General features: G+C 42.4%; 16 protein-coding genes and 1 tRNA gene. 10 read left to right on the top strand and 7 right to left on the bottom strand.

Annotation, left to right across the window (positions count from 1 at the left end; translation table 11 throughout):
* Window positions 1-411 precede the first annotated feature (411 nt).
* Entirely contained in the window at window positions 412-1,512 is a 1,101-nt protein-coding gene (locus PLL47_RS06695; RefSeq protein WP_324445417.1) for an inositol-3-phosphate synthase, read from the top strand.
* A gap of 181 nt (window positions 1,513-1,693) precedes the next feature.
* Here PLL47_RS06695 and radB read toward each other — a convergent pair whose 3' ends face one another.
* A complete protein-coding gene (gene radB / locus PLL47_RS06690) occupies window positions 1,694-2,395 on the bottom strand; it encodes a DNA repair and recombination protein RadB (protein WP_324445426.1) in 702 nt (233 codons plus the stop codon).
* A gap of 872 nt (window positions 2,396-3,267) precedes the next feature.
* On the opposite strand from radB, the gene PLL47_RS06685 reads away from it, so the two are divergent.
* The 5 genes from PLL47_RS06685 to PLL47_RS06665 all read left to right on the top strand — a co-directional run bounded on the left by PLL47_RS06685 (window position 3,268) and on the right by PLL47_RS06665 (window position 12,115).
* A complete protein-coding gene (locus PLL47_RS06685) occupies window positions 3,268-3,522 on the top strand; it encodes a glutaredoxin family protein (RefSeq protein ID WP_324445416.1) in 255 nt (84 codons plus the stop codon).
* Window positions 3,523-3,601: 79 nt separating this feature from the next.
* Window positions 3,602-5,986: an anaerobic ribonucleoside-triphosphate reductase gene (gene nrdD / locus PLL47_RS06680; RefSeq protein WP_324445415.1), complete on the top strand. Its 2,385-nt coding sequence runs from the start codon at window positions 3,602-3,604 to the stop codon at window positions 5,984-5,986.
* Between the two features lie 44 nt (window positions 5,987-6,030).
* Window positions 6,031-6,828: an anaerobic ribonucleoside-triphosphate reductase activating protein gene (locus PLL47_RS06675; protein WP_324445414.1), complete on the top strand. Its 798-nt coding sequence runs from the start codon at window positions 6,031-6,033 to the stop codon at window positions 6,826-6,828.
* Window positions 6,829-7,433: 605 nt separating this feature from the next.
* Entirely contained in the window at window positions 7,434-8,435 is a 1,002-nt protein-coding gene (thiL, locus tag PLL47_RS06670) for a thiamine-phosphate kinase (protein WP_324445413.1), read from the top strand.
* A gap of 203 nt (window positions 8,436-8,638) precedes the next feature.
* On the top strand, window positions 8,639-12,115 hold the full coding sequence (locus PLL47_RS06665; RefSeq protein WP_324445412.1) for an MA0829/MM1976 family S-layer protein: 3,477 nt from the start codon (window positions 8,639-8,641) through the stop codon (window positions 12,113-12,115).
* Between the two features lie 102 nt (window positions 12,116-12,217).
* Here the strand turns inward: PLL47_RS06665 and PLL47_RS06660 are convergent, their stop codons facing one another.
* Window positions 12,218-12,739 (bottom strand): helix-turn-helix domain-containing protein, encoded by a 522-nt coding sequence (locus PLL47_RS06660; protein WP_324445411.1) that lies wholly within the window; start codon window positions 12,737-12,739, stop codon window positions 12,218-12,220.
* A 380-nt stretch (window positions 12,740-13,119) separates the two neighbouring features.
* On the opposite strand from PLL47_RS06660, the gene PLL47_RS06655 reads away from it, so the two are divergent.
* The 3 genes from PLL47_RS06655 to PLL47_RS06645 all read left to right on the top strand — a co-directional run bounded on the left by PLL47_RS06655 (window position 13,120) and on the right by PLL47_RS06645 (window position 15,832).
* Window positions 13,120-14,154 (top strand): ABC transporter substrate-binding protein, encoded by a 1,035-nt coding sequence (locus PLL47_RS06655; protein WP_324445410.1) that lies wholly within the window; start codon window positions 13,120-13,122, stop codon window positions 14,152-14,154.
* Between the two features lie 126 nt (window positions 14,155-14,280).
* Window positions 14,281-15,066 carry an ABC transporter permease gene (locus PLL47_RS06650; RefSeq protein WP_324445409.1) on the top strand — a complete coding sequence of 262 codons (786 nt, stop codon included), beginning with the start codon at window positions 14,281-14,283 and terminating at the stop codon, window positions 15,064-15,066.
* Between the two features lies 1 nt (window position 15,067).
* Window positions 15,068-15,832, top strand: a complete 765-nt coding sequence (locus PLL47_RS06645; RefSeq protein WP_324445408.1) for an ABC transporter ATP-binding protein — start codon at window positions 15,068-15,070, stop codon at window positions 15,830-15,832.
* A 61-nt stretch (window positions 15,833-15,893) separates the two neighbouring features.
* Here the strand turns inward: PLL47_RS06645 and PLL47_RS06640 are convergent, their stop codons facing one another.
* From PLL47_RS06640 to PLL47_RS06620, 5 genes are all read right to left on the bottom strand, one after another.
* Window positions 15,894-16,319, bottom strand: a complete 426-nt coding sequence (locus PLL47_RS06640; RefSeq protein ID WP_324445425.1) for a bactofilin family protein — start codon at window positions 16,317-16,319, stop codon at window positions 15,894-15,896.
* A gap of 332 nt (window positions 16,320-16,651) precedes the next feature.
* Complete coding sequence (locus PLL47_RS06635; protein ID WP_324445407.1) at window positions 16,652-16,858, bottom strand: TRAM domain-containing RNA chaperone; 207 nt, start codon at window positions 16,856-16,858, stop codon at window positions 16,652-16,654.
* A 63-nt stretch (window positions 16,859-16,921) separates the two neighbouring features.
* On the bottom strand, window positions 16,922-17,128 hold the full coding sequence (locus PLL47_RS06630; RefSeq protein ID WP_011033303.1) for a TRAM domain-containing RNA chaperone: 207 nt from the start codon (window positions 17,126-17,128) through the stop codon (window positions 16,922-16,924).
* Between the two features lie 64 nt (window positions 17,129-17,192).
* Complete coding sequence (locus tag PLL47_RS06625) at window positions 17,193-17,399, bottom strand: TRAM domain-containing RNA chaperone (protein WP_324445406.1); 207 nt, start codon at window positions 17,397-17,399, stop codon at window positions 17,193-17,195.
* A 58-nt stretch (window positions 17,400-17,457) separates the two neighbouring features.
* A complete protein-coding gene (locus PLL47_RS06620) occupies window positions 17,458-17,664 on the bottom strand; it encodes a TRAM domain-containing RNA chaperone (protein ID WP_324445424.1) in 207 nt (68 codons plus the stop codon).
* Window positions 17,665-18,215: 551 nt separating this feature from the next.
* Here PLL47_RS06620 and PLL47_RS06615 point away from each other — a divergent pair.
* Window positions 18,216-18,289 (top strand) — tRNA-Lys (locus PLL47_RS06615).
* Window positions 18,290-18,384: the final 95 nt, after the last annotated feature.

Below are 18,384 nucleotides of genomic sequence, written 5' to 3'. Positions count from 1 at the left end.
CAGCCCGACTATTGGGCAAAAGGTTCAAATAAAAAAGATATCTGCCTCAAGCTAAAAATAACAAATAAGAAAGCAGTTCGGATGCCTGATATCAGATTAATAATTTTAATTTACCCCATGCCAGCAAATTTTGGAGTACGTCCTAGCTATATATAAATAAACGTAGTATTTCATTCACGGAGAGCAAAATTAGATATAATAGATTTATAAAGTAACAGTACAAATAAGAGAAGATTTTAAATTCATAGCTGAGATACAGGAAGATTTGTAATTCAGAATTATACTTTCATAATTTCAGGGACCTTGAATCCGTAAATCTCTGTATATATAATTTTGGAAGTTTTGAAAATCTGTCGTTTCATGCAATTAGGGTTTATGAGAGTCAGGGTATTCATCGGAGAGTAAGCGCTTATGACAAAAATAAAAATAGCAATTGCAGGAATCGGGAACTGTGCAAGCTCTTTGATACAGGGCATTGAGTACTATAAAACCGAAGATAAAGATCCCATAGGGCTTATGCACATGGACATCGGAGGGTACAGGCCCGGAGATATCAAAGTTGTTGCTGCCTTTGACATTGATGCCAGGAAGGTAGGGAAGGATGTTTCAGAGGCGATATTTGCTCCCCCGAACTGCACAGCGGTTTTTTGTCCTGATGTTCCCCTCGCGGGTGTGAAGGTAAAAATGGGCAGGGTGCTTGACGGGGTCTCTGACCATATGAAGAACTATGGGGAAAATTACACTTTTGTTGTCAGCAAAGAAACCGAAGCCACAAAAGCAGATATTGTGAAGGAACTGAAGGACTCAGGCGCAGATATGCTCCTCAATTACATGCCTGTCGGTTCCGAAGAAGCTGTCCGTTTTTACGCCGAGTGTGCACTTGAAGCAGGGGTGGCTTTTATCAACAATATGCCTGTTTTCATTGCAAGTAATCCGGAATGGGCAAAGAGGTTTGAAGAAAAGAATATTCCCATTATAGGTGATGATATAAAAGCTCAGCTTGGAGCAACGATTACCCACAGAGTCCTTGCAGACCTGTTTGAAAAACGCGGTGTAAAGCTCGAGAGAACCTATCAGCTGAATACCGGCGGAAACACTGATTTCCTCAATATGCTTAACAGGAACAGGCTTGCTTCCAAACGTGAATCAAAAACCGAAGCTGTCCAGTCTGTGCTTTCGCATAAGCTCGAGGATGAAAATATCCACATAGGACCGAGCGACTATGTCGCCTGGCAGAAGGATAACAAGGTCTGTTTCCTCAGGATGGAAGGCAAGCTCTTTGGGGATGTGCCCATGAATCTTGAACTCAGGCTCTCAGTGGAAGATTCCCCGAACTCTGCAGGTGTAGTTATTGATGCTATCCGCTGCTGCAAGCTTGCTCTTGACCGCGGGATAGGAGGAGTACTGTACTCTCCGGCTTCTTACTTCATGAAACATCCGGCTATCCAGTATCCTGATGACGTGGCATACCGCAGGACTGAAGAGTTTATAGCAGGCACAAGAGAACGTTAAAGCAAGAAGGAAAAACCGAAGAAAAAGTTCTTGTAAAAGCAGCTAATGCCATAAATCCCGGATGTTTCCGGGAGTTTTACGTTTTTCATAGTTTTACGTTTTTCATGTTCTGAAATATTATCTAACAAACGAATTTTTTGCGGATTTACCCCGGCGTTTTTAACGATTTAATGATACCAATTTAGCGAATTCCTTCTGCTGTAATTGTAAATTCCGCACTTGAGCCTTCAGGACGGGATCGGTGTTTGTAGATTACGGCGCGCCTTGTACCTTCACCTGTTTTTTCCAGCCGGATAATTGTCTTTGATATGTGTTCAAGGGAACTCCCTCCCAGCGGGCGCACTCCCCCTCCAACAACATCAGAGTATACCTGATTTGTTATAATTGAGGCAAAACCGTATTTACGAGCAAGGGCGTGTAAAAATCCTATCTGGTTAGCAAGCTCTCTTCGGCTTTTTATTCCGGTCTCCTCGTCTTCAAGCTCAAACCTGTAATATGAAGTTGCAGAATCCAGAATCACGAGCCCGATATTTTCTCCTGCTATCCTTTCCACCTCTCTTATGGCTGAATACTGTTCTTCAAAACTGAGTGGCTCGTAGATAATTATGCTCCTGGCTATTTCCTTTGCATTTTCCCCTGCAATCTGTTTGAAACGAACAGGAGAAAGCCCTTCCGTATCTATGAAAATTACTTTCTGCCCCTGCTTTACACATTCCACTGCAAGTTGAATACAAATATTTGTTTTTCCGGTTCCTGCGGCTCCGAAAACCTGAGTTACGATTCCTCTCTCAAAACCTCCTCCCAGGAGGTCGTCAAGGGGTTTACAGCCGGAAGATAATAATTTCTCTATGACTTGACACCTCTTTTTGCACTTGAGAGGTATGAAAGATCCATGATATAATGTTTTTTCGTAATGATTTTTTTCACAATTTTTGTTTTATTCTGAAAAAACGTAAAATAAGGAATTGAAAGGGTGGTTGGAAAAAGGTTGAAAAATAGGGAATAAAATTAAAGTTTTGACTGATAAACCCGGAAGATTCGGAAATTTAGGAGAAATAAAATTAGAGAGAAATAAAATTTTGGAAGGTTTATAGAAGAAAATTTCCGTATTCAGAAACACAGTCTTTTGTTGAAAACTACATATTTTCATAGAGTATAGATATGCTGAGGATATCTTTTACTAATATATTCTAATGTTTCCGAGGAATAAAGCCATATAGATGTTGTCCATACCTATATCCATTAAAGTGCCTACCATGCCAGATAAAGCCTCCCGTATGTGAAAACATTCTCATTATGAAGGCATTTTTTAAAAAACGGAATCCCTTAAATTTGTTACCATATCTGATAACAAAAGACGATCTTTGAATACAAAGTGAGAAGGTTATTGTATCCAAAGGTGGGTTGAAAAACCATTATAAGTAAGATCGGGCATTTAGAATAATTACCTGGAAATAAAGATTAACTTCGCTCAATAGAGTAAGAAACGATATCTAAAGGGCACTCCTTAGAAACTGCATGCCCTGTTCCGATATTGCTGACTAGTTTGGAAGAGTTATTATACGATTATTGGGTTGGCTAAGGAATGGTACCCGTGCAGGGTTTTATTTTGTTGCTGTGATGCGCTCTGCGCCGGCACAATCCCTCTCTGCACACTGGAAATAAAAATAGGATGTAATAAAGATGCATGCGAAAGGCATGCGAGATACGAAGCAAGAATAAGAAAAATGTACCATAATAAGAGGGGCGCAAAGTATGGCAAAAGTAATAGTTTACACAACCGAACGTTGTCCTAAATGCAATAAATTGAAGAAATTTCTGGAAGCAAATTCAGTACCTTTCGAAGTAGCAGATATGTCTACACCGGAAGCCCTGACAGAGCTGCGTTTCAATGGAGTCTTTACAGTGACAGCGCCTGTTTTACAGATAAATAACGATTTATTCCTGACGCATGATGAGATCTTCCGCGGAGAGGAAGTTAACTCAGAAAAAATCCTGGGAATTGTTTGACGCAGGCATGAAAATTTAAAAACGATTAAAAACTTTGCAGATTCCATCCTATCCTTAAACAATCACTGAAGATGAGAAAATGACAGGCGAGATTTTCCTAACCAATGACGAATTATCTGACAGCCAGCCAGTGCAAAATGCACTTAACGGGCTCTCCATCTCTTCCCTCCCCAAAAGTGACCAGTTATCTGACAATCAGCCCGTGCAGAAGACACTTGACGGGCTGTCCGTCTCCCCTCTCCCCAAAGTCAGGACAACAGAAGGTTTCATTCTTAACTGGGACAGGAATATCATTGTAAGCCAGCTTCTGAAAGAAACAAAACTGAGCGAAATCTTCTACAGCAAACCCGCAATCACAAAAGAAGAAGCTGTGGATATTGCAAAAGAAGCCGAAAAAATCATCCGGAAAATGAATATCAAGTTCCTCTCAGGCCCGCTTATCCGGGAAATAGTAAACAATATCCTGCTTGACAGAGGGCATGTGGAATGGAGAAATATAATGACAAGGGTCGGAGCATCTGTCTATGACGCTTATGAAATCGACTCCGGATACGGCTTTGGGGCAAACGACAATGCAAACCAGTTGAATAATGCCGAAACCTCACATAAAAGAAAAGCCGACAAAATGTCCAAAGAGCAGAATCTCCTCCTTATGCCAAAGGAACTTGCAGACCTGCACTTAAACGGCGATTTCCATATCCATGACCTCGAATACATGGGCACAAGGCCTTTCTGCCAGGACTGGGACCTGCGCTACTTCTTCTACTATGGCCTCATGCCTGATGGGGTAGGCACACAGTCAAGCGTCGCAAAACCCGCAAAGAATGCAGAAGTAGCTTTCCTGCATGCTGTTAAGGCAATGGGTTCAGCTCAGACCAATTTTGCAGGAGGACAGGGTTTTTACAATTTCCTGACCTTTATCGCTCCCTATCTGGAAGGCAAATCCGAAGTTGAGATCAAACAGCTCATGCAGATGTTCGTCTATGAAATGATGCAGATGATGTGCGCAAGAGGCGGGCAGACTGTCTTTTCCTCAGTCCAGCTCTCCCCCGGCGTTCCTAAACTCTGGAAAAACATCCCGGTCGTTGCTATGGGTAAGGTATGGGACGGAAAGCAGGCGCCCCTCAGAACCTACGGAGAATTTGAAAAAGAAGTTCGTCTTGGATTTAAGGCTCTTATGGACGTTATGCTTGAAGGAGATGCCTGGGGCAAACCATTCAGTTTCCCAAAGCCTGAGATCTCTCTCGAACCTGACTTCATGGAAGAAGATGAGAGCTTTAACAGGGCTCACCCCGAACTTCCGACCTACAAAGAACTTTACAGGCTGACCTTTGAACTGGCTGCCAAATTCGGAACTCCTTATTTTGACAACCAGCTTCCCGAATACAGAGGAGCAGGAGAAGGCATTTCATGCTACCAGTGCTGTGCCTATCAGTTCTCAGCAAACCCCACCGATGACAGGGAATTTGATGACAAGCTACACTTCAGGGATGGAAAGCATTTCTCAATGGGCTCATGGATGGTCCTGTCCTTAAACTGCCCTAGAGCTGCATACAGAGCTGAGTACGATGATGAGAAGCTTTTCACCGAACTCAAGAATTTGATGAATAAAGGTGTGGAAGTCTTCAAAATCAAGCGGAAATGGATGAACAGCCTGATCAAGAAAAACAGAATTCCCTTTGCAGCCCAGTGCCCCAAGGATCCGAACACCGGAGAAAAAGGAGCAATGGCTGTGGACTTTGAAAGCCTTGTGTATACCATTGGAGTTGTGGGAATCAATGAAATGGTTCAGTACCATACAGGCTACCAGATCCATGAGTCTCCTGTTGCTTATAAGCTTGCTATCAGGGCTATGTTCGAAATGAAAATGCATGCCCAGAAGCTCTCAAAAGAAAACGGCATGGAAATTGCCCTTGCAAGGACTCCAGCGGAAACTACAGCCCAGCGCTTTGCAGTCTCAGACCTTCTGCACAGAGAATATGCTGACAAAGCAAAGCTTACGATTAAAGGAGACCTGGAAACCGCAATGAAAGAGTTCAATGAGACCCGGGATCTTCCAATTTACTATACCAACGGGACCCATATCCCTCCAGGAGCTGATGTTTCCCTGCCTGAAAGGATAAAGTATGAGCACACTTTCTTCCCGATAGTGGACGGAGGAAATATCATGCATATCTGGCTTGGGGAAGGAAAACCTGATCCTGACGGCCTGCAGGAGCTTGCCATGCATATAGCAAAAAACACCCAGACAGGTTACTTTGCCTTCACAAGGGACATGACCGTATGCACTGACGAAGGGTATGTAACAGCCGGCCTGCTGGACAAATGCCCGAAATGCGGGTCCGAACATGTGCAGCACCTCTCAAGAATCACAGGATACCTCCAGTCCGTAGAAGGCTGGAACAGAGGCAAGCGCCAGGAACTCAAGGACAGGAAAAGATACGGTACAAGGGAACTCAGGTGAGCTCCCTTAAATCTTTTTCACGTAAAAGGGAAACGGTAACTGCCATGAAAGTGAATTACGCAGGCACTGTCCCAATCTCAACCCTTGACTGGACAGGAAAGGCTGCTGTTACTATCTTTTTTCGGGGATGCCCTCTTCGCTGTCCTTACTGCCAGAACCATCCTTACCTTGAAGGACCAGGTCTGGTAGAACTTGACTTTGTAAAAGAGAAGATAAAAACATCAAAACCTTTTGTAAGTGCGGTTGTTTTTTCGGGAGGAGAACCCCTTATGCAGGAAGCTGTTATCCCCCTTGCAGAGTTTGCAAAAAATCTCGGGCTTGCAGTAGGGATTCACACAAACGGTTGTTACCCTGAAAGGGTAGCCGAACTGGTTGAACGGAAACTGGTTGATAAGTTTTTTATCGACGTAAAAGCCCCTCTTGATGATCCGGAGCTTTACGGAAAAGTTGCAGGATGCGAAAATAGAGGAGAAGATATTCATCCCCCAGGAGCAGGTATTCATCTCAGAAAACCAGAAGAGATTACTGAAGCCGTCGCAAAAACGGTCGAGGTTGCAGACGCCAGCGGTCTGGAGATGGAACTTCGGACAACTGTAATCAGAGACTTTATTGGAAGCGAGAAGGAAATCTCCCTTATAGCAGCGTGGGTTTCGGAAAATGTCAAAAACAAAGGAGCTACCTATGTTCTGCAACAGGGAATTCCGGAACACAGCCTGCAGGAGAGTCTCAGGGAAACCAGGGTTCTTGAACGGGAAGAACTTCTAAAACTCGGAGAAATAGCAAAAGGTTTTCTGGGAAAAGTAAGGATAAGGACAAAAGAGGAAGGCGAAGAAGTTATTTGATCTTGCACCATCGGGCAAATTTATCCTGCCTAAATAAGCAAATGACCCTGCCCATGTCTGATAATTAAATTTTATTGATATCCGTTGCATTTTGTTATCATTTTCCCTAATTGTGTTCGTATTTGCTGAAATTTTCCCTTGATTATGCTCGTATTTTTCAGAAGCTTAATTTAATCAGTTCAGATTTTTTAATCAACTAGGATTTCATCTTTTCTCCACTTTTACCTGCACAGATCTCTACAGGAAGATATGTTATAGGTTCAAATGAATTTGAAGTTTACAAAAGTCTTATACATGTCGAAGAATAAAAAGAGAAACTGATTCAACCCCTGATAAATTCCTTGCTCTGGATTTGAATTCCGGAGAGAAAAACCTGATATTCCGGAACTCTTTCCAAAGCAGCTCTGTTAAAACTCCTGCCTTACTCTGACAGGATCCTGAAAAACCCTTTGGAAAGTCCTTTATTACACACCACCAGACTTTTGTGTAACCTCCAGGGTTACAAAAGTTAAATAAAGGAGAGGGACGCAGTCCATTTTAACCTGGAGAAGGGTACGTATCTATAGAAAAAGGAAAGCGGAAGTAATTGCTTCTAAAAAATGACCATGAAAGAAACAAAAGTATCTTCAATCGGAGAGCGCGCTTTAATCTCCCGCTTATCTGAGATTTTCAATGCCCCTGAAGGTGAGGACAGAGGACAGGAACGAATCCTTGTAGGTGCCGGTTCCGATGACTGCGCTGTCCTTGACCTGAAAGGTGAAGACTGCCTGGTTGTTACGACTGATATGCTGCACAGAACCACGGATTTTCCGGCAGAGATGACTCCCTGGCAGATGGGCTGGATGTCTGCAGCCGTAAACCTTAGCGATATTGCAGCCATGGGTGCAGAACCTGCAGGCATTCTTATGGCAATAGGTATGCCTTCAGATACCGAAATTGCTTTTGCAGAAGAGCTTGCAAGAGGCATACAGGCATGTGCTGAGTTCTGCGGAACCACAGTTATCGGAGGCGACCTTGATACCCATGCTGAACTGACAATTACAGGGACCGCACTTGGAAGAGTTAAAAAAAGCCAGCTCCTCCTGCGAAAAGGGGCAAATCCCGGAGACCTTGTCTGTGTTACGGGATATACAGGAACAGCAGGAGCTGCCCTTAAGGCGGTTCAGTCAAAAAAACCGGTCAGCGAAACTGTGCTGAAGGCTCTTTTTGAACCGGTTCCCCGAATAAAAGAAGCCCGAAAACTGGCTGAGTCGGGTGCAGTAACATCCATGATGGATACAAGCGACGGGCTTGCGATGTCTCTTTATGACCTTTCCAGGCAGAGTAAAGTAGGTTTCAGGATCCGGGAAAATTTCCTTCCAATTCTTCCTGAAGTCAGAGAGTTCGCTTCAGGTCCGGAGGAACTGCTGGAATTTGCACTTTATACAGGCGGAGACTTCGAACTCATTTTCACAGTTAACCCCGAACGGCTGAAAAAAGTACAAAATATATGTAACTTGACTATCATAGGGGAATGCACAAAATATGAAACTGGTATTATGCTTGAATCCCCCGAATGCAGGCTGACAGCTATAAAACAGCTTGGATACCAGCAGCTAAAAGCCTAAACGGCTGATTAGCTTTCCTGAATAAACTGATATTAACCCCATGTTAACACCATATTAAAAGCCTCGAGTGAGAAAAAAGTTAAGAAATGATTACTTACAAAGCCCATACTACCACAAAAACATCAAAAATAGAATGAACTTCAGGTTTAATTGACTGAATTTATAACTATATAATTTATGCACAAGGTTCAGAAGGATAGAATATGAAAAAAGCAATTTTACAAATATTTACAGCAATTCTGGTGCTGGGACTATTCTGCGGAGCTGCAGGTGCAGCTCCGAGTGTAATAGGAGTTATTTCCCCCGACCAGAATTCTACTGTTACAGGGACGGTGGGAGCAACTCAAACTTTCACCATTCCTTTAAACGAAACAGCGAACGTTATATGGACTGAAAATGGCGTACCCACAACAATATCGACTGATGGAAGCAATATTGCAACTCTCAATCACGTTTTCCAGTCGGGTTCGTACCAGGTAACAGCTTCCATAGATGGAGTAGGGCAAATAGCAGCCTGGAACGTGCAAGGTACTGAAGGCGCGCTGTCAATTACAAGCAAAAGTCCTGAGAACAATCCAAGCACAGGAACGAATGCAACTCAAGAATTCAGTGTTGGAACAAACAAGGCAGCTGATATTACCTGGTACATAAACGGAATAGCCGTTGATTCGGTCAGTGGAGTAACATCAGATACGTATCAAAACGTTTCATCTACAGCAGGCACATATAATGTTACTGTTGTAGCACTGAATGGTACAGAAACTGCCAGCTACAAATGGGACTGGACAGTAGGTTCTTCAACAAATGAAGTGCCTGTAGAAGTAAATCCTTCCGATGAAAAGGTTAGCATCTCTCAGGGAGGAAACAAGACTTTCTATGTCAATTCTACAAACAACCAGAACATCAAAGTTGAATGGCTTGTCAATAGCGAATCGAAGGGATCTCAGGAAGGAACTTCATCTTCATACAATTTTAACGCAGATACCTCCGGCAGCTACAATCTTTCTGCAGTGATCACTGATCCCAGCGGTAAATATGATTCATTGACAAAGACATGGAATGTAACAGTCAATTCCAAGTATTTTTCAAGCGGGAACAGGATCTGGGATGAAGACCTTGGGATGGACACCACATACACATGGAATGCCCAGAGTTTCTCAGGCTTCTATTATGACCTTGATTCCGGCGTGTCTTCTGAAGAGATGACCATCAAGGACATAGGTAGAAACATAGATGGAGGGAATATAGAGTACAGTACAAGACCTACTGAAACCGACTTTGAATACAATAGCTGGGGTTCTTATCAGATAATAGGATTCATGGCCGAGAAATACTTCGCAGGCTACAGTGAAGAAAACTCCACTGTTATAGGGGATGATATAAGCCTGATATCCGATGGTGTACTTACCAAGATCCTCATCGACAGCGATGACAAAGAATCTGCATATTCAGGAGACTCCTTTGAACTTGAAGACGGTTATTCCCTGAACATTGTGGAAGTCGATGTTAATGGAAAAAGCGTCTGGGTCCAGCTTGAAAAGGACGGAGATGTCGTGGATGATGGTTTCATCAGCTCAGGAGAGGACTACATCTATAAGACCGAAATAGGCGAGGCAGAAGACGTACCAATAATTATAGTCCATTTCGGAACGGTTTTCGCAGGCACTGAGACATCTGCTGTATTCATACAGGGCATCTTCCAGGTTTCTGATAATTATGTGGAGATTTCAAACGGAGATTCTTACGGGGAAATGGAAGTAAAATCCATCAGCAGCAGTGAAATAAAAATGGAGAACGAGGACGATGTAGGCCTTGATAAAGGTGATATTATCGACCTTATGGGCAAGATCCAGATTCAGGTAGCTGATGACGACACACTGCGCTTTGCACCGGTACTTGATACCTCTGAAGAAGGGACTTATGAACTGCGCGGAACTGTCTATGATGAAGATGTCGATGGGGACACTCTTCCAACCTGGACACCCTACAACTTTGAAGGCTTCTATTACAATATAGATGAGGGAATAGAAACTGAAAAGATGGAAATTACGGACTTAAATGATAGAAATATTCCCGATGGATCGCTTGTCTACACATCCACCCCTAAGGCTGTTGAGTTTGAACACGATGATTGGGGCAATTTCACAGTTGTCGGTTTCATGGCAAAGAAATACTTTGCAGGATATCCCGATGACACCGCTGATGGACAAATCGATGAGGTAAGCCTTCTTTCTGATAATATCCTTTCCGAAGTCCTTACAGACACCGATGACAAAGAGTCCTTTTACTCGGGTGATGCCCTTGAACTTGAGGAAGGCTATTCTCTGAACATCCTGGAAGTCGATGTTAACGGAGAAAGCGTCTGGGTCCAGCTTGAAAAGGACGGAGATGTCGTGGATGACGAGTTCGTCACATCTGGTCAGGACTACATCTATGAAGGCACTCTTGGAGAGGCAGAAGACGTACCCATGATTATTGTCCACTTCGGCACGGTTTTCGCAGGCACTGAGACATCTGCTGTTTTCACAGAGGGAATCTTCCAGATCTCGGATGAATACATCGAAATCAATAATGGAGATACTTTCGACGAGATGGAGGTCACCAGTGTCTCAGAAAGCGGCATTACAATGAAGAATGAAGGTGACATCGGGCTTGGCGAAGACGAAACCATTGATGTCATGGGCGATATCAAATTCAAGACAGCTGATTCAGACACGCTCAGGTTCTATCCCTTCGTTGAAGTCGAAAGTGAAGGTAACTCCAGCAAAGAACTCAATATCAATTTACCCAGTGAAATCATTGTAGGCGACACATTTGATATCGAAGTGACTGCGGGTAATTTTTCGATTGAAGGCGCCACTGTAAAAGTCAACACAACCAATGTGGGTAAAACCAACGCAGATGGAATTGTTGAATACACAGCTGAAAAGGAAGGAACCTTCAAGATTACTGCAGAGAAAGACGGGTACACTACAGCAAATAAGAACATGAAAGTTATTCCTCCTAAAGAGAAAATGAGCCTAAATATTACTCCTGAAAAAGTATATGTAGGAGACACAGTCACAATAGAGGCTTTGAAAGCGGTAGGAGGAGACCCAATTGAAGGTGCAAATATATCTATCGACGGTAATGCTGTTGGAAAAACCGACTCTGACGGAAAGTTCACTTATACCACAGAGGAAGTAGGAAAAATCAAGATCAGCGCTACCGCAGAGGGCTTCCTTGACAAAAGCGTTGAGGTCAATGTAAAAGACTATGAAGCTATCTTCGAGTTCTCCAACCTTGTAGTCGACCCGATAGAGGTCAGAGCCGGAAAGGAAGCAACAATCACTATTGACGCCGAAAATACGGGTAATGCTGCAGGGGAATATAATGTGGAATTAATTGTGAATGAAACTTCCGTTGGTTCCCAGAAGATTTCCCTGGGTGTGGGAGAAAGTACAACAGTAACCTTCAAACACAGCGAAGAGGTACCGGGTACATATACTGTCAAGGTAGGAGGACAGGAAACTACCTATACGGTAAAAGAAAAGTCCTCAATGCTGCTTTACACCCTGATAGGTATCATCCTGTTATTGGTCGGCGGAATAGCGTATATGTTTACCAAGGGCGGCTGGACTGCGGCAACTGTTCAGGCTAAGATAGACGAACTAATTAAGTCGGTAAATCTGAAAAAATAAAAACGATAAAAAGCGAGAAAAAAGAAATTTAACAAAGAGAGGCTTAAATTCCCGCGTTTTTCATTTAACGCGGGCCTCTTTTCTATTTTTAAAATATCGGGTTTATTCCATTTTCTTAAACGCACGTTCAATAGCATCTATCAGGCTATTCTTAGGAGCAATGGTTGTAACCGGGATGTTAAGGATTTTCTCTACGGTAGGACCTACAATGGGGGCACAAACCAGGGCTTTTGCTCCATCTCTTTCGGCATTTACAGCTGAGATAATTGCTTCTTCCATCGATGTTGCCGAGTATTCCCGGATAGTGACAAGCCTGCCGCCGATCTTTTTCTTTGTTTCCACGATGTTGTCGAGTACTGATCTGGCTGCAATTACAGCGATAAATTCTCCACTATCGGACTCCTTGATATCACGGATCGTTTTCACAATCTGGCGGAGAGTTTTGATGTTAGGGTCCCGGTTACCCGATAGGATCTTATAGAGGGTGCTCGGGGGGATGTTCGCCTTTTTCGCAAAATCCACTGCAGTCAGGTTAAGGTCTTCCTTAATAACAGCGGAAAGTGTTTTCTGGAACACTTCATCGGACTCAAATGCGGATTTGATGACCTTGTCTGCAACGTTCATTAAATTCAACCTCTGATCCTGTAAAAGATTTTAATAAATATGAAGAATTTACGTTTTACAGGATTTTTATTCCTAAATGAGAAATATATCCTGAAGTATTAATACATTTGGGATATAATAGAAAGACATTTGAGAAAGTATATATAGCAAATTTCGAACATATTGACACGTAAGAGATTGATCTTTATTTTTACAGTAATTCTTCTTTCAAGCAATGGATGAAAGTATGGGAAGGGGCGGCTTTTTGAATAAATTTAGAAAAAGCCAGCAAAAAAGGCGAAAAATCCGCAAGATTTTCCCGAAGAGAATCCTGTCCCAGTAGATCTTATTTAGCAGGTGGATCTATTATTGTTAGAAGAGGCAATTATTGAGGTGAAGTTTTGAAAAAATCAAGCATGCTTATCCTTACTTTACTGATGGTCGCATCTATCTTCGTATCAGGTTGCGCATCCGATAATGAAGGTACAGATGAGAATGTAACTGCAGAAGCCCCTGCAATTACTGAACTGAACATCGGTTACCAGCCGAGTACACATCAGATTGCATACATGACTGCCTATGAGAAAGGATGGTGGCAGGAAGATCTTGCACCTTACGGGATTACCAAGATTAATGAATACGTGTTTCCGACAGGAGCTCCTGAAATGCAGGCTATGCTGTCTGGAGATCTGGATGTTGCCTATGTAGGAGCAGCCCCTGTAATCACAGCTCTCAGCCAGGACCTTGACGCAAAGATTGTTGCGCCTGTACAGATAAATGGTTCAAGTCTTGTTCTCAGGCCTGAGTATGAGTACGAAAGCCCTGAAGACCTGAAAGGGCTCAAGATCGCTACCTTCCCGACAGGAACGATTCAGGATACCCTGATCAGAGAGTGGCTCAAAGAAAACGGACTTGACCCTGAAAAAGATTTGACAATCCTTGGAATGACTCCAGGAGACGCTGTTACCGCTATTTCAGCCAAACAGGTTGATGCAGTCTTCCTGCCCCACCCCTCCCCAGCAGTTATAGAAAAGGAAGGTAATGGGCGTATCATAGTGCAGTCTGGAGAGATGGAGGCAAACCACTCTTGCTGTGTACTTGTCGTAAGTGGAAAGCTTATCAGGGAGCACCCGGAAATTGTGGAGCAGATTGTAAGGACCCATATTAAGGCAACCGAATATAACCAGGCACATGTGGAAGAAGCTGCTCAGATATATTCAAACAAAACTACAGAAAATGTAGATACTGTAAAGACTTCTCTTAAGGAATGGGATGGAAAATGGATTACAGATCCAGCATTGATTGAAAACTCAGCTGTCAATTACTCAAAAGTTCAGTATGAGCTTGGGTACATTCCAAAATCCCTGACACAGGAGGAAATCTTTGATACAAGCTTCTATGATAAAGTTATGAGTGAGGAACAAACCCAGGAATAACAGGGAATAATATTAAAATAAAGCTCGGTTGTCTCTGCCTTTATAAGGAGCAACCTCAACTTCTCTTTTTTCTGAGAAATGAAGTCTGCCGGAAAGATAAAAAAGTAAGAATTCTTTTATTTAGACATGAACATTAACTTTATAAAAACAATCAAAGATAATGGCATTGAAGTATTATCTCTCATAGTTGCAATTGCTATATGGCAGCTTGCAGCAGATTTGATAGTACAGAACAAATTTAAGCTACCTAGTTTTTATGATGTGATAATCTCTTTTGCCGCAATTGTCAAAAGCGGGCTAATTTTTACAGATACATTGACGAGTCTAATTCATTTTTCAATCGGTATTATTGCTGCGTTTGTAATAGGAATTCCACTAGGAATAGCTATGGGATGGTTTAAGGAAGCAAATAGGGCAATCGACCCTATAATAGAGATACTGCGTCCGATTCCCCCTATTGCCTGGATTCCCTTTGCAATCATATGGTTTGGGCTTACCCGCCAGGCAGCAGGTTTTGTTGTTTTTGTAGGAATGGTCTTTCCAATTATCATCAATACATATACCGGTTTTAAAAACGTACCGAAAGTTTATGTTGAAGCGGCAAGAGTTCTTGGGTGTACCCGAAATCTGGACCTCATCCGCTTTATCGCGATACCTTCAGCCATGCCTTCGATTGTTGCAGGAATCAGGATTGCTATGGGTGTAGGCTGGATGTGCCTTGTAGCTGCAGAAATGTTTGGGAGCAACAGCGGACTTGGATACGAGATATGGCACAATTACTACATGCACAGAATGGATTTCGTACTCGTTTATATGCTCCTGCTCGGATTTGTGGGTCTTTTAATTGACCGTTTCTTCAGGTACTATGTAGACGCAAAATTACTGAGATGGACATCAGGAACTGTGGTATAAGATGGGCAGAGTAAGTGTAAAAAATGTTTCACGTATCTTTACTAAAAAAGAAGATAAATCTGGTACAGAAGCTCTACACGATGTGAGCTTTGATGTTGAAGATGGAGAGTTTATCTGCCTCCTGGGACCGTCTGGCTGCGGAAAAACCACTCTGCTCCGTATCGCTGCAGGACTCGAAACCCAGACTTCAGGAGAAATAACACTTAACGGAGTCCCTATAACAGGTCCGGACCCCAAAAGAGGCATGGTTTTTCAGCAATATTCACTATTTCCCTGGAGAACGGTTATAGATAACATTACTTTTGGCCTTGAAATGCAGGGGATTAAGAAAGCTGAAGCCCGGAAGCAGGTTGAGAAATATATAGACCTTGTGGGTCTGGAACAGTTCAAAAACAGTTATCCATATGAACTGTCTGGAGGCATGCAGCAGCGGGCTGCGATTGCAAGAGCTCTTGCCAATGAACCTGAAGTCCTCCTTATGGACGAACCCTTTGGAGCACTGGACGCCCAGACTCGAAACGTACTTCAGGATGAACTCCTGAAGATATGGGAACAAAAACACGTAACATTCCTTTTCGTAACACACAGCGTGGATGAAGCTGTGGTCCTTTCTGACAGGATTGTGGTTATGACCTCAAGGCCTGGAAGGATAAAAGAAATCATAAAAGTGGAATTGCCCCGCCCGCGAAGCCGCACAAGTCCGGAAGTAAACCGTTTAAGGGATCGCATCCTCAAACTTCTTGAAGAGGAAAGGTTCAGCAGGTGAATTATTATTCAGCAGGTGAATTATTAGAAAAATGCAAGATAAGTATCAAACGAGCCGGAAATTATTTTTCGGCCCGGATAATTACTTTTGTCAACGGCTCTACCTTTCTTACAGCAACCTTTCCCACAAGCTCAAGAGTTCCTCCCGCTTTTACTGAACCGAGAGAGCAGCCAGGTCTTACACGGATATCTCCTTCACAGGCTGCAATATTTATTCTTGCTCCATCAAGAAGAACAAGTTCGGAAACTGTTTCTATATTACCCAGAACTTTTGCTGCTGCGCAGATGATGGCACTTCCGGCTTTTACATTGCCCTGAACAATTGAACCTTTCCCGAGTTCAAGCCTGCCAGATACTGTGAGATTTTTCCAGAATTTTACTTCCTGCCCGACAATAACATTGCCGTCCAGCACAAGGTCTTCTTCCAGAAAAGCCCTTTTTTCAATCACGTAAGTGTTGGACCGGGGGTGGTACTTGATAAAATGCATCACTAGAAATCACTCCGGGTTACTGTCCCCGGCTATCGATTGAAGAAAGCCGTAAACAATTTGTTTTTGTGGCGTATATAAAAACTTTGCCAATTGGATTCAAAAGTATGATTGAACATCTATTATATAATATCATCGAACGTTCACTAACAGAAGCCTCAATAAGAAGCCTGGCAAAAGATTAGATACGGACTGAAAAACAAGGTCATGAAAAAGAGATTCCGGCATTTTCTCGAAGCCGGAGATTAGCAAGATTCTGAAATTACGAGTAAAAAGACTGAAAAATTTTAATAAATTATTTTTCAGCCTGCTTCTTATTTTGAGTTACCTGTTTATTCAACAAGGCTGGCAAAACCATATTTGGGAAGTACCCTTTCGATTTTGATCCTTACCTCGTCGCCTACTTTGGTGCCCGGGACAAAGATTACAAAGCCTTCTATGCGAGCAATGCCATCTCCCTGGCGAGCGATGTCCTGAATTGTAACATCGTAGACTTCGCCTTCTTCAACAGGAACAGAGCGACTTTCTTCTTTGAACATTAAAATCACTCCTTTAATCAGGTTAAAACTTAGATAACCATGTGATTTTTTTTCAATCAAAACTTACTCGACAACGCTTGCAAATGCAAATTTCGGAAGCACTCTTTCGACCTTAATGCGAACTTCATCGCCGACCTTGGTGCCCGGGACAAAGATTACAAAGCCTTCTATGCGAGCAATGCCATCTCCCTGGCGAGCAATATCCTGAATTGTAACATCATAGACTTCGCCCTCTTCGACAGGGACTGAGCGACTTTCTTCTCTGAACATGAAAAACCATTCCTTTAATTTACTTTAGTTAAATCTTTAATATTAATTTAGTACCTTTGACGAGTTACTCGACAACACTTGCAAATGCAAACTTGGGAAGAACCCTTTCGACTTTAATCTGGACTTCGTCGCCAACACTGGTGTTAGGAACGAAGACTACAAAACCCTCAATACGAGCAATGCCGTCTCCCTGGCGAGCAATGTCCTGAATTGTAACATCATAGACTCCACCCTCTTCGACAGGGACTGGGCGACTTTCTTCTTTGAACATGAAAACCATCCTTTAATTTACTTAACAAAATTTAAAGTAATATTCTCTCAACCCAAACTTACTCAACAACGCTTGCAAATGCAAATTTCGGAAGTACCCTTTCGACTTTAATCTGGACTTCGTCACCTACACTGGTATTCGGGACAAAAACAACAAAGCCTTCGATACGGGCAATGCCGTCTCCCTGGCGAGCAATATCCTGAATAGTTACGTCGTAAGTTTCGCCCTCTTCAACGGGCACAGAGCGACTTTCTTCTCTAAACATTAGATTCATTCCTTTGACTTTATTAATCAGCTTATGAAAGCTCTATCAATAAAACAGAAAAGAGTAAAAGCAGTACTTAACAGGCCAAACTTGAAAAACCAAATTCAGGAAGTACACATTCTACTTAATCTATTACGGTGAACTAATCCCCAATAGAGCTTCGGATAAGTCAATTAATTGGTCATACTCATATCCGCTTGTATATAATGTTTTGCTTTAATTCATTTAAAAAAAGAAAAATAAAGAAGTTAGGAAACTACCCCAAATCTGATTTCCGGAGTTCAGAGATCTTACTCTAAAAACAGGATAAGTAAAGATGTATTATTAATAATTAGTATAAAAAATAAAACTACTCTGAATAAAATTCTTATTTGCAATAAAAAGTAACTCCTTAACATAAAAATAAAGTTTTCCCGAAGATTCCGATAAATAAAGAAAAAATCCTGCATTCAGATAATAAAGAAGTATGTAGAGTGCCTCTATAGGCGCAATCTATAAATATTTGAAAATACATTCTGAGAGTCGCTCATAAAATGAGAACAATAATGCGTGGGCCCGTAGCTTAGTCAGGCAGAGCGATGGACTCTTAATCCATAGGCCGGGGGTTCAAATCCCTTCGGGCCCGCTAATCGCATAATTTTTTATTTGATAAATCTCTCTTTCATGAATCTCTCTTTTAAGGTTCTTTTTTGCTATCTAAAACTTTAATCAGGACTTTAT

This window comes from Methanosarcina sp., assembly GCF_035390745.1.
Lineage (GTDB): Archaea > Halobacteriota > Methanosarcinia > Methanosarcinales > Methanosarcinaceae > Methanosarcina.
Note: the sequence above shows the minus strand (reverse complement) of the source record. Positions and strands in the feature narration are given on the sequence as shown.

What these genes read in the sequence shown, in the direction of transcription:
- thiL (WP_324445413.1), top strand. Translation starts at nt 7,434, where the DNA reads ATGAAAGAAACAAAAGTATCTTCAATCGGAGAGCGCGCTTTAATCTCC.
- PLL47_RS06685 (WP_324445416.1), top strand. Translation starts at nt 3,268, where the DNA reads ATGGCAAAAGTAATAGTTTACACAACCGAACGTTGTCCTAAATGCAAT.
- PLL47_RS06665 (WP_324445412.1), top strand. Translation starts at nt 8,639, where the DNA reads ATGAAAAAAGCAATTTTACAAATATTTACAGCAATTCTGGTGCTGGGA.
- PLL47_RS06650 (WP_324445409.1), top strand. Translation starts at nt 14,281, where the DNA reads ATGAACATTAACTTTATAAAAACAATCAAAGATAATGGCATTGAAGTA.
- PLL47_RS06695 (WP_324445417.1), top strand. Translation starts at nt 412, where the DNA reads ATGACAAAAATAAAAATAGCAATTGCAGGAATCGGGAACTGTGCAAGC.
- PLL47_RS06625 (WP_324445406.1), bottom strand. Translation starts at nt 17,399, where the DNA reads ATGTTCAAAGAAGAAAGTCGCCCAGTCCCTGTCGAAGAGGGTGGAGTC.
- PLL47_RS06660 (WP_324445411.1), bottom strand. Translation starts at nt 12,739, where the DNA reads ATGAACGTTGCAGACAAGGTCATCAAATCCGCATTTGAGTCCGATGAA.
- PLL47_RS06675 (WP_324445414.1), top strand. Translation starts at nt 6,031, where the DNA reads ATGAAAGTGAATTACGCAGGCACTGTCCCAATCTCAACCCTTGACTGG.
- PLL47_RS06620 (WP_324445424.1), bottom strand. Translation starts at nt 17,664, where the DNA reads ATGTTTAGAGAAGAAAGTCGCTCTGTGCCCGTTGAAGAGGGCGAAACT.
- PLL47_RS06645 (WP_324445408.1), top strand. Translation starts at nt 15,068, where the DNA reads ATGGGCAGAGTAAGTGTAAAAAATGTTTCACGTATCTTTACTAAAAAA.
- PLL47_RS06640 (WP_324445425.1), bottom strand. Translation starts at nt 16,319, where the DNA reads ATGCATTTTATCAAGTACCACCCCCGGTCCAACACTTACGTGATTGAA.
- nrdD (WP_324445415.1), top strand. Translation starts at nt 3,602, where the DNA reads ATGACAGGCGAGATTTTCCTAACCAATGACGAATTATCTGACAGCCAG.
- PLL47_RS06630 (WP_011033303.1), bottom strand. Translation starts at nt 17,128, where the DNA reads ATGTTCAGAGAAGAAAGTCGCTCAGTCCCTGTCGAAGAGGGCGAAGTC.
- PLL47_RS06635 (WP_324445407.1), bottom strand. Translation starts at nt 16,858, where the DNA reads ATGTTCAAAGAAGAAAGTCGCTCTGTTCCTGTTGAAGAAGGCGAAGTC.